We start from the raw sequence: 11,472 nt of genomic DNA on the forward strand, positions 1-11,472 counted from the left end.
ATTTTAGATTTTACATTTGCCATTTTATATTTTTAATTTTTAAGCGAGGGGAGATTCCCCGTTAGTTAAAATCAATCAAGATGAAATTACACAATTTAAAACCTGCACAAGGTTCCGTACACAAAGAGAAACGTTTAGGTCGTGGTGAAGCTTCCGGTAAAGGTGGCACCTCCACAAAAGGTAACAAAGGCGGACAGAGCCGTGCCGGTTATTCCAGCAAGCGTGCCCACGAAGGTGGCCAGATGCCCATCCAGCGCCGTGTTCCCAAGCGTGGTTTCAAAAACTTCAACCGCGTGGAATACAAGGTCTTCAACCTGGGCCAGATCGAGCAACTGGTGGAGAAGTATGGCTTTACCGAGTTTTCTCTGGAAAACCTGTACACTAACGGCCTCATCAGCCAGACCGACCGCGTAAAGGTTCTGGGCGACGGAGAGCTGAACACGAAGGTTACGTTTAAGGTGAATGCCGTTAGCGCCAAGGCAAAAAGCGCTATCGAAGCAGCCGGCGGTTCCGTAGAAGTTGTAAAGTAATTTTAGTTAAATTGCAAGGCGCAGCAATGCGTCTTTTTGTTTTTTTGGACCGAAAACTGTAACCTTCTGTGAAGAATCTAATAAAAACTATCAAGAACATCTGGAGCATAGAGGAATTACGTAGTAAAATACTTTTTACTCTGCTTCTGATCTTTATCTACCGTCTGGGAACGCACATCGTACTGCCAGGTATTGACCCCAACCGGTTGAATTTACAAAATGCCAAGGGTGGGGTTCTGGGCCTGATCGATACCTTCGCCGGTGGCGCCTTCTCACAGGCGTCCATCTTCGCGCTGGGGATCATGCCGTACATTTCGGCGTCGATCTTTATGCAGTTGATGACGGTCCTGGTGCCCCAGTTCCAGAAAATGCAGAAGGAAGGTGAAAGTGGCCGCAAAAAGATCAACCAATGGACCCGCTACCTCACGGTGGGCGTAACGCTGGTTCAAGGCTCTGCTTATGTAAAGTACCTCATCGAAATGACCCGCAGCACCGGGGGCATCCACCCGGCCTACCAGGATTTCTTCTGGCTGTCCACCGTGGTGATCCTCACTGCCGGTACCATGTTCGTGATGTGGCTGGGTGAGAAGATCACCGACAAAGGTCTCGGCAACGGTACCTCGCTGATCATCATGGTCGGTATCCTGGCCCGCCTGCCCCAGTCGTTCATGCAGGAACTGACCGATAAATCGGTTCGTACCGGCCAGATCCTGGTGTTCATCATCGAGATCGCCATCCTCATTGGTATCATCATGGGTTGTATCATGCTGGTACAAGGGGTACGCAAGATCCCGGTAAACTATGCCAAGCAGATCGTGGGTAACCGCCAGTTCGGTGGCGCCCGCCAGTTCCTGCCCATCAAGGTCAACAGCGCTGGGGTGATGCCCATCATCTTCGCCCAGGCGATCATGTTCCTGCCCACCCTGTTCAACCTCAACTCCGCCGTACGGCAGTCCGAGGCCGGCCAGGGCTTGCACAACATCTTCACCGACCACTCCAACGTTTGGTACATGGTGATCTACTCGGTAGTGGTGATCGGCTTTACATTCCTGTACACTGCCCTGATCTTCAACCCGAAGCAAATTGCCGACAACCTCAAACAAAACAACGGCTTCATCCCGGGCGTTAAACCGGGCCAGCCTACGGTGGATTACATCGGAACCATCATGGACCGCATCACCCTCCCGGGCGCGATCCTGCTGGCGCTGATCGGTATCCTTCCCGGCATTGCCAAGCTGCTGGGCGTCACCCAGAACTTCTCCACCTTCTTCGGCGGCACCTCGCTGCTGATCATGGTCGGCGTGATCCTGGATACCCTGCAGCAAATTGAAACCCAGCTGCTCATGCGGCAGTACGACGGCCTGATGAAGAGCGGTCGTATCCAGGGACGGCAAACGCTGACCGAAGCTATGTAAGCCTTTCATAATGATTGATAAAACCTGGCAGGGATACTTGCCAGGTTTTATTATTAAAGACAAGCTATGGTTCATTATAAAAACGCGAAAGAAATAGAATTGATGCGGGAGAGCGCCCTGCTGGTCAGCAAGACGCTCTCGGAAGTGGCAAAGATCCTCAGACCCGGAATTACAACACTCTCCATTGATAAAATGATCGCCGAATTCATCCACGACCACCAGGCGATCCCTTCCTTTCTCAACTACCACGGTTACCCCTTTAGTTCCTGCATTTCGGTGAACGACGTGGTGGTGCACGGTTTCCCCAACGGTTCCGAACTGAAGGAGGGCGACCTGATCTCCATTGACGTAGGTGTGTTCAAAAATGGTTTCCACGGCGACCATGCCTATACCTTCCTGGTGGGCCAGCCCGCCCCCGAGGTGGAGCAACTGGTGAAGATCACCAAGGAATCGCTGTACAAGGGCATCGAAAAAGCCGTTTCGGGCAACCGCATCGGCGACATCGCCTTCGCCATCCAGGAGCATACCGAGCGCCGGCACGGCTATGGCGTGGTACGCGAGCTGGTGGGCCACGGCCTGGGCCGCAGCATGCACGAAGACCCCCAGGTGCCCAATTACGGCAAAAGGGGCAGCGGTCCCAAGCTGAAGGAAGGCCTGGTGCTGGCCATCGAGCCCATGATCAACCTGGGTACCAAGGACGTATTTACCGAGCCCGACGGCTGGACGGTACGCACCCGTGACGGCAAGCCTTCCGTACACTTCGAGCACGACGTCTGCGTGATGAAGGGCAAGGCCGACATTCTTTCGAACTATCAACCCATCGAGGAAGCCGAAAGGGCCAATCCGAATTTGTATAGCAATTATTAAGAGGGGAGAAGGTCCCGGAAGGGTTCCGAACCCTGTTCCTGTCAAAGCCCTCCAGCGAGGGCTTTTGCTTTTAGAGCTGTTAACAGATAAATGATTACTGCATGAGCCGGAAAAGATTGATCGTAGTGGGTGGGGGAGCGGCCGGGTTTTTTTGCGCCGTGAATGCCGCCCGCCTGGACCGCAACCTGAAGGTGACCATCGTGGAAAAGACCGGGAAGCTGCTGTCGAAGGTAAAGGTGTCGGGCGGAGGTCGCTGCAATGTGACCCATGCCCTGTTTGACCCCGTGGAGATGAGCCGCCGCTATCCCCGCGGAACCAACTTTGTGAAAAAAGCCTTTCACCAGTTTTTTACCACCGATACCATTGAGTGGTTCGAAGCCCGGGGGGTGAAGCTGAAAACGGAAAGCGACGGCCGGATGTTTCCCGTTACCGATTCCTCGCAGTCGGTGATCGACTGCCTGATGGCGGAAGCCAACCGCTACGGCGTGGAGATCCTGATGCATGCCGAGGTGAAAGAAGTACAGGGGCAGAACGGTTCCTTCTCCCTGCAACTGGCGGGCGGACGAACCCTCTCTGCCGAGGCGGTTTGCATTGCCTGCGGCGGCTATCCCAAGGCGGCCCTGTTTGAATGGCTGCGGCAGCTGGGGCACAGCATCGCCGAGCCGGTTCCCTCGCTGTTTACCTTTAACCTGCCCCAGCACCCCATTACCAAACTAATGGGCGTCAGCGCTGCCGACGTCCGGATCAAGATCGAAGGCACCAGGCTGGCCGAGCAGGGCCCCGTGCTCGTGACCCATTGGGGACTGAGCGGCCCGGCGGTGCTGCGCCTGAGTGCCTGGGGCGCCCGTGAGCTGTTTCAAAAAGAGTACACGTTCACCGTGCACCTCAATTGGATGCCCGAAGAGAACGAGCAGGGCGTACGGGCCCAGTTGCAGGAGTTCCGCAGTTCGGTAGCCGCCAAAAAAGTCGTTTCCCACAATTTTACTTCCCTCCCCAACCGCCTGTGGCAGTTTTTGCTGGAGCAGTCGGGTATCGGCGAAGCCGTTCGCTGGGCCGACCTGCCGGCCAAGGCGGCCAATGCGCTGGTGAAAAACCTGGTGGATTATACCGTGGAGGTAAAGGGGAAGACCACGTTCAAGGAAGAGTTCGTTACCGCCGGGGGCATCGTGCTGGGCGAGATCGACGTCCATACCATGATGAGCAAGAAAGTGCCCGGCCTCTACTTCGCAGGGGAAATCGCCGACGTGGATGGCATCACCGGCGGCTTCAATTTCCAGAACGCCTGGACCACCGGCTGGATTGCCGCCAACAGTATTGCCGCAGGTCAGGGCCAGGGATAAAGCCGGCCCGAGCTGTAGGTTTCAACGGTGAGCTTACCCGGTTGGCCTTTGTAGTACACATTGCCGGTATGTAGGATGCGCATAAACAGTGAATGGGAAACATTTACCGTGGTGTTCCGCGCCCCTGCATAGGTCAGGTTCATGTCCGCCACTTCCAGGTCGCTCAGATCGAGGTGGCCCCGGGGGTTGATATAGCCGCCGCAGGCGCCACTGGCGCCATGAAGGGTAATGCCCGCATTTTCGCTGTGGATAAGCACCATGACCACATCTGTATTCACAGACAGTTCGATGTCGCCGGCTCCTTCGTCCGAAGAAATTTCCAGGCGCGGCGCACGTAGGGCGTTGGTGGAGGTAATGTTGCCGGTGCCTTTGTAGAGGAGCTTGTCCAGCGCTTTCACGCTGGCGTGTACATTAATGGTTTCGCCGGGATCCCGCAGCCACTTGCAGGAAGTAGCATTGCGGACCACCAGCACGCCTTTTTCCACGGTGGTGGTAATGTTGGGCATCAGGTTGCGGCCGGCTTCCACGAAAAGGGTTTCGACCGTGTCCTGAGTCAGCAACAGGTTGATGTTGTCGTAGAGGTCAATCTCGTGAAAGCTTTCTACTTGCCGCTGCACCTTGATGCGGTCGCCGGCATGGGAAAAGCAGTCGTTCTTCCGGCAGTGGATGGCCGAAAGGGACAGGAGCAACAGCAATAGCAGGCGGGTGCTTTTCATGATGCGCTTTATTTTATTTGATAGCCCAGGCCCGCATGAATAAAATCGGCTCTTCCCATATGCGTCTTTAACAGCATCTGGCCCCGCCAGCGCGGCGAGATCCGGTAGCGGAGGCCCAGTTGCTGGTACAGGGGCGGGTTGTCCAGTTTGTTAAACACATAGGTGCCCAGCTGCAGCGGTATCGCTATGCGGCCCACGGTATGCTCCCAGGAGGCATACAGGCCGGCCTGCAATTTAGTTCCGTCCCGTTTGATGGGAATAGGGGCGGAAGGGTCCACTTCCAGCGACGGGTTGTAAAAAGCCGTCAGGCCGGCGCCCAGCACGTTGTTACGGGAATACCGACGACCCCATTCGGCCGTCAGCGCATTGATCAGGTAGCGTTTGCTGCCTACCCAGGGATATTGCTTCAGGGCTGCCGTGGAATAGAGCGCCAACCGGTTCCTGCCCTGCGGCCGGTCAGCCGGCACAACGGCAGGAGCCACCGGCTGCTGCTGTTCGGTGAAGCGGTAGCCCACACCCAGGGAAAGAGCCGGGATGTTCAGGCCCAGGTTGGGAATCGTGGTGGTGCCGTTGGACAGGTGGCTGAAGCTCAGGCCTGCGTTGGCGAACACCCGCCCGGACAACTGGTATTGCGCCTGTACCAACACGTGGAAATAGCCGTTCAGGTGGCTGCCGATCAGTGCGTTCTTATAATTGTGGTCTTTGTTATAAGGCTTTTCGATCCATCCCAGGCCCATGCCGGAACGGATGCTGCTGCTGAGGGCTCCGGCACGGAAGAGGGGAAACTGCAAAAACGAATAGGCGCCGCTCATGCTGCCGATATAGCGGTGGCTGCCGGTAGCGCCATGAAACAACCCTACGCCCCAGGAAGGCTGCAGCGGTGCCGCGCTTTCGCCTACCATCCGCTGGTAATAGATTTCTCCGAAATGCGTATAAGAATCCCGCAGGTACAGGGCTTTGGGTTCCCGGGCCAGGAAGGAGCCGTAATGGCCCTGGAAGCCCACCGAGGCATTGTGGGAAAAAAGTTTTTGCGCCGCCGTTACCCCATGAACATGGAGCAGCAGGATACAGAGTACGGAGCAGATAATTTGGTGGCGCATGCGGAACCTTTAGGCGGGGCAAAGATAAAAGTTTACAAGTTAATGAGTTGGCAAAGAGTTCGGAACCCTGGTAACGACTTTACTTTTACAAACGGCCTTGCAGGGTTCCGAACTCTTTGGTTTCCTTCATTCCGGTTTCCGGGCAAATTCTTTGGCTAGTTTTTCCACTGCGGGTGTGCGCATACGTTCCTTGCCGGAATCGAGCACGACGCGGTAGCGGAAGGTGACGGACTTTCCTTTGGGCAGGCCGAGCTGCAGGGAGTCGGCACCCTTGCTGAACACTTTCTGGCCCAGGGGGTTGGCGGCAAAGAGGCCATAGCCGCGGGCGTGCCAGTAGGTGGGGTAGCCGGGATTGGACGGGTGGTCGATGATGGCGATGCTGATGCTGTCGGCTTCGAGCTTGCCGTACAGCAGGCACCAGGAGGCACGGGTGCTCCAGACCGAGTCGCCCTCGATGCCGCGGGAGGAAAGGTAGTTGCCGGTGGACAGGCTATCCTTTTTATGGGCAGGGAGCTGCAGGCGGCGGGCAATGCGCAGGGCAATGAGGCCGTCCTTTACATCGTTGAACACCACGTCCTGTGCGGCGGTCAGCGTGGTAACCCGGTCGATGATGCGGCGGTTACCGGCAGCCTGGAAGCGGTAGGTGGTCCGCTCTTTCAGCAGCAGGTTTTGGTGAATGTCTTCCCAGCGGGCGCTGTAGGCCAGGGTGCCGGTGGCACCGCTTTTCAATTGCAGGATGCTGTCGGTCTTTACCCAACCGTAGCGGGGCTTGCGTTCGGCCGGGATGGCGAAGGAGTTGTTCCAGAAGTCGAGGCCGTTGACGTTTTCGTAATTGAACCAGAGGCCGATGTGGTGGGGATGGTCCACGGGGTCGCCGGGTTCCGGTTGCAGGGGAAAGCCCCGGGTGACGCTTTGCCCGCCGGCGGCATGCAGGGGATACAGCACCGGTTTTTCCAGGCTGTCGGGATACAGGAAGGCGGTAAAAGGTTTGCCGTCCAGGGTAATGGCGACTTTATTTTCGCCTTTTTCTTTCCGCAGCACAAAGCCCTTTTCCATTTTCTGCGCCCCGGCGGAAAAAGAGCATACGATTGCCCAAAGAGCCATCACCAGCCGGCTGGTCACCCTACGTTGTTCTTTCCAAAATGCCATAAAGTATATACGAATTACGATGATCAATTTGCAGCAGCCCTCCCAATTCCCGATTAACCAATCCCCCCTTTTTTCTCCGCCTGCTTCATATTCAGGTAGTCCGAGGGCGTCATGCCGAATTGTTTGAGGAAGTTGCGACCGAAGTTGGTTTGCGAGTTGTAGCCCACCATGCCGGCCACTTCATAAATTTTGTAGTTGCCCTCGGCCAACAGCTCGGCGGCCCGTTTCAGGCGGGTAATGTTGATCAGTTCGTTCGGCGTCAGGTCCGAGATGCCCTTGATCTTGCGGTACAGGGTGGGCCGGCTCATGTTCATTACCCCGGCCAGCTTTTCCACGTCCAGTTCGGTATCTTCCAGGTTGGCGATAATCACCTCGTTCAGCCGTTCCAAAAATGCCTCGTCGGCCTTGGAGTGAGCGGCGCTCTTGATGTGTACCAGCGGTGAGTGGGCGAAGTATTCCTTTATTTTATTGCGGTTGGCCAGCAGGTTGGCGATCTGTACCTGCAGGTATTCGGGCGAGAAGGGTTTTTCGATGTAGGCGTCGGCACCCTGCTCCAGTCCCTCGATCTTGGATTGCAGGGTGTTGCGGGCCGTCAGCAGGATCACGGGGATGTGGCTGAAGTCGAAATCGGTTTTGATGGCCCGGCACAGCTCGAACCCGTCCATCTCCGACATCATCACGTCGCTGACTACCAGTTGCACCGTTTCCTCCCGCAGCTTCTCCAGGGCCTGCCGGCCGTCGCCGGCGGTAAGGATGGTATATTTTTCGCCCAGTTCGTCGGCGAGGAATTCTAAAATCTCTTCATTATCGTCCACTAATAGCAATATGGGTTTCATCGTCAGGTCGTCAGCTTTTTGTTCGGCGTACAGGATGTTGCGAAGGTAGGTCAAAGGGAGCAAACGCTATTCCTGCTTCAGGGGCAACTCCAGGCAAAATACGTTCATGCCCTCCCCGGGCTCCTTCAGGTACAGGGTTCCCTTGTGCAGCTGTGCCAGCGAGCGGGCCAGGGCCAGGCCGATGCCGGTGCCCTTCTGCTTTTCGGTTTCCTTCAGCCGGAAGAAGGGCTCGAAAATTTTCTCGCTCATATCGGCAGGGATCAGGAAGCCGTCGCTTTTCACTTCCACCACGAAGTGGGCGTCCTCCTCGCTAAAAGGCAGCAGCCGCATCACCACGGCGGAGGCCGCGTACTTGACGGCGTTGCCGAGCAGGTTGGTCACCATCTTGTTCAGGGCTTCACCGTCCACCCAGGCGGTTAGCGGGGCTGCGGGCAGCTCCAGCTCGTAGCGGAGGGACTTTTGTTCGGCCAGCGATTTGAAGTTGCCGAAATGCTCCTCGAGCAGTTCCGTGATGTTGGTCGGGGTGAAGTTCAGGCTAAAGCCCTGGATCTCGGTCTGGCGGAAGTCCAGCAGCTGGTTGGTCAGGTCCACCAGGCGGTTGGTGTTGCGTTCGATGATCCGCAGGCTGTTGCCGATACCGGGCACGTCTTCGGCTTTTCGCATCACTTTTTCCAGCGGTCCCTTGATCAGGGTCAGGGGCGTGCGGATCTCGTGGGCCACGTTGGTAAAGAACTCCATCTTGGCCTGGAACAGCTCGTGCTCCTTCGCCACCTGCAACAGTTCTATTTTTCGCCGGTTGCGGGCCTCCGTGCGCCGGTAGTACAGCAGGGCGGCCAGGAACAGCAACAGCAGGCCGGTGAGGATATAAATGGTTTTTGCCAGGCGGCTGGCCCACCAGGGCGGGAGCACCTTGATGATCAGCCGGGCTTCCTGCCCATTCCAGGCGCCGCTGCCGTTGGAGGCCTTGACCTTGAATACGTAGGTGCCGGCCGCCAGCTCGGTGAAATAGGCTTTGCGGTTGGTTTTCAGGTGGGTCCAGGTCTTGTCGAGACCTTCCATCCGGTAGGCGTATTCCAGGCGGTCGGGGTCGGTATAGCTCAGGGCGGCGAAGTCGATGCCGAAGGTCGACTGCCGGTAGGTCAGGGTAATGCTGCGGGTATACGTGATGGACTGTTTCAGGGGCGAGCCGTCGGGGGAAATTTCCAATTCCCGGTTGTTTACCTGGATGCCGGTGATGTAGACCGGCGGCACGAAGGTGTTGGGGTGGAATTCTTCCGGCTTGAAGGAGATGAGGCCTTTGACGCTTCCGAAATACATGCGGCCCGAGGGGTCTTTGTAGGCCGAGTTGAAGTTGAACTGGTCGTTCAGCAGCCCGTTGGCCCTCGTATACACGTTGAGCTTTTCGCTGGCTGGGTCGAAGCAGACCAGTCCCCGGGAGGTGCTGATCCAGAGTTGTTGTTTTTGGTCTTCCAGGATGCTCAGGAAGAAGTTGGACGGGAAGCCGTTGGCGGTGGTATAACGCTGGAAGTCGGCGGTTTGGGGCCGGTAGCGGCACAGGCCGCCTTCCGTGGCGATCCACAGGCGGTGGCGGCTGTCCTCGAAGATGCTGTTCACCCGGTCGCTGGCCAGGCTGTTGCGGTTTTTGGGGTCGTAGCGGAAGTTCGCGGTCCTGCCCGCCGCGGAATCGTACACGCTCAGGCCGTTGCCGTAGGAGCCCGCCCAGGTGGTGCCGCCGCCGTCCTGGTACAGGCAGGTGTACCAGGTGTCCTGCGGCAGGCCGGGCAGGGGCGAAAAGTCGTTGGTGGCGCGGTGGTAGGCAAAGGCACCGGTGGTGGTGCCCAGCCAGAGCTCGCCCCGGGGCGTGCCGTACAGGCAATAGATAAAGTCGCTTTTGAGGGCGCGGGGGCCGGGGCCGGCATTGTAGTGCCGGATCACTTTGTGGGTTCGCAGGTCCAGCACGTCGAGGCCGTGCAGGAAGGTGCCGATCCAGAGCTCGTTGCCCCTGGTGTAGAGGCCGTGGATGTTGGCGTAGGAGATGCTGCCCGGGGCGCCCGTAGGCTGGAAGTGGGTAAAGGCGCCGGTAGCCGTATCCATGCGGTTCAGGCCGGCATCCTCGGTGCCCAGCCACAGGTGCCCCCTATTGTCCTGGCGAATCTCGCGGATCACGTTGCCGCTGAGCGAGTTTTCGCCCACCTTGGGAAAATATTTTTTAAACGACGTGTACTGGGCGGGGTAGTAGTTGACCCCGCCGAAGTAGGTGCCGGCCCAGATGCCGCCCTCTTTGTCGCGGCAGAAGGAGTACACGGCATTGTCGGACAGGGAGTAGGGGTTGTTGTAGCGTTTGCGCAGGTTGGTGTGGCGGCCAGTGGCGGCATTATAAATATAGATGCCGCTTTCGGTGGCGATCCAGTATTCGTTTTCCCCGCTGCGGATGAAGTCGCGGGCAAAGATGCTGGTGCGGTCGGGGTTATAGGTCAGCAGGTCCCGGAAGGCCCCGGTAGCAGGGGAAAACAGTTTGACGCCCTGGTTGGAGGTGCCCACCAGCAGTTGCCCCTGGCCACCGCCGTAAATTTTTTCGATGCGGCGGGCCCCGGGAGAGGGAGAGCCCGAAAGGATATTATAAGCGGTAAAGTTGTCGGTGGCCGGCGCATACCGTTCCAGGGTGCCGGCATTGGTGCCGGCCCAGAGGGTGCCGTCGGCGGCCAGGTGCAGGGCGCTGGCCTGGAAGTAGCGGTCGGCGGGGTACACGCGGAGTTCCTGGGTTTTCTTATGGTAGCGGAACAGCGTAAAGCCCGAGATGAACCAGAGGTTGCCCGCCCGGTCGAGCTGCATTTCCCGGGTATCGTAATGCATAGGGGTGGCGATTTCCCGGAAGCTTTCGCTGGTGGCGTTGTATTCGCAGAGGCCGCTGTTGGTGCCCACCCATAATACGCCTTCCGGGTCTTCGTACAGGCTGTGGATAAAGTTGTTGCCAATACTGCCGCTGTCGTCGGGGTTGTTGCGGAACACCTTGAAGGAGTAGCCGTCAAACCGGTTGAGGCCGTCCTTGGTGCCGAACCACATAAAACCCTTGCGGTCCTGGAGGGTGGCAATGACGGCATTGTTGGAAAGCCCGTTCTCAACCTGGTAGTGCCGGAAGTAAACGGGCTGGGCCGGCAGACGGGCGGCCGGCAACAGGAAAAGTAAGCCAAATAAAAAGAGGATGCGTAGCGACAAGCGGTGGTTTTTAAAACAGTAAAAGTAGGGGACGACGGACAATTTAAAGATTTTCGGCTATCGTAAAGGGGTTTTTGGCAGGCCTTTAGGGGCGTAAAAACAGGCTGAAAGGGTGAAAAAGGATATTGAGACGTTTTGAGGAAATACTGATACGCATTGGAGCCATGAAAAAGAAGAATCATCTCAACTTCACACTTCAGTATTATTCTTCCTTTCATAAAAAACGATACAGTCTATGCGATTGACTTGTCATGGAATGCTCCGGAAGGCGTTTATATGCCTGACGGCATCTGTCTTTCTCAT

Annotated in this window: 9 protein-coding genes; 4 read left to right on the forward strand and 5 right to left on the reverse strand. The window is 57.1% G+C overall.

Features of this window, described 5'->3' with window-relative positions:
• Positions 1 to 80 precede the first annotated feature (80 nt).
• From rplO to V9K67_RS02695, 4 genes are all read left to right on the forward strand, one after another.
• A complete protein-coding gene (gene rplO / locus V9K67_RS02680) occupies positions 81 to 530 on the forward strand; it encodes a 50S ribosomal protein L15 (protein ID WP_336719888.1) in 450 nt (149 codons plus the stop codon).
• 68 nt (positions 531 to 598) lie between these two features.
• Positions 599 to 1,945, forward strand: coding sequence for a preprotein translocase subunit SecY (gene secY, locus V9K67_RS02685; RefSeq protein ID WP_336719890.1), 1,347 nt, complete (start codon positions 599 to 601; stop codon positions 1,943 to 1,945).
• Positions 1,946 to 2,011: 66 nt separating this feature from the next.
• A complete protein-coding gene (gene map, locus V9K67_RS02690) occupies positions 2,012 to 2,812 on the forward strand; it encodes a type I methionyl aminopeptidase (protein WP_336719891.1) in 801 nt (266 codons plus the stop codon).
• Between the two features lie 101 nt (positions 2,813 to 2,913).
• Positions 2,914 to 4,152 (forward strand): BaiN/RdsA family NAD(P)/FAD-dependent oxidoreductase, encoded by a 1,239-nt coding sequence (locus tag V9K67_RS02695; RefSeq protein WP_336719892.1) that lies wholly within the window; start codon positions 2,914 to 2,916, stop codon positions 4,150 to 4,152.
• Here the strand turns inward: V9K67_RS02695 and V9K67_RS02700 are convergent.
• The 5 genes from V9K67_RS02700 to V9K67_RS02720 form a co-directional block, all read right to left on the reverse strand.
• Positions 4,137 to 4,868 carry a GIN domain-containing protein gene (locus tag V9K67_RS02700; RefSeq protein WP_336719893.1) on the reverse strand — a complete coding sequence of 244 codons (732 nt, stop codon included), beginning with the start codon at positions 4,866 to 4,868 and terminating at the stop codon, positions 4,137 to 4,139. The genes V9K67_RS02695 and V9K67_RS02700 overlap by 16 nt on opposite strands.
• A gap of 8 nt (positions 4,869 to 4,876) precedes the next feature.
• On the reverse strand, positions 4,877 to 5,968 hold the full coding sequence (locus tag V9K67_RS02705) for an acyloxyacyl hydrolase (protein ID WP_336719894.1): 1,092 nt from the start codon (positions 5,966 to 5,968) through the stop codon (positions 4,877 to 4,879).
• A gap of 126 nt (positions 5,969 to 6,094) precedes the next feature.
• On the reverse strand, positions 6,095 to 7,117 hold the full coding sequence (locus tag V9K67_RS02710; RefSeq protein ID WP_336719895.1) for a DUF6807 domain-containing protein: 1,023 nt from the start codon (positions 7,115 to 7,117) through the stop codon (positions 6,095 to 6,097).
• 53 nt (positions 7,118 to 7,170) lie between these two features.
• Positions 7,171 to 7,953 (reverse strand): response regulator transcription factor, encoded by a 783-nt coding sequence (locus V9K67_RS02715; RefSeq protein ID WP_336719896.1) that lies wholly within the window; start codon positions 7,951 to 7,953, stop codon positions 7,171 to 7,173.
• Positions 7,954 to 8,019: 66 nt separating this feature from the next.
• Positions 8,020 to 11,169, reverse strand: a complete 3,150-nt coding sequence (locus tag V9K67_RS02720) for a ligand-binding sensor domain-containing protein (protein ID WP_336719898.1) — start codon at positions 11,167 to 11,169, stop codon at positions 8,020 to 8,022.
• Positions 11,170 to 11,472: the final 303 nt, after the last annotated feature.

Origin of the sequence: Huijunlia imazamoxiresistens, assembly GCF_037132455.1 — a bacterium.
In the GTDB taxonomy this organism is placed as follows: Bacteria; Bacteroidota; Bacteroidia; order Chitinophagales; family Chitinophagaceae; genus Flavisolibacter; species Flavisolibacter imazamoxiresistens.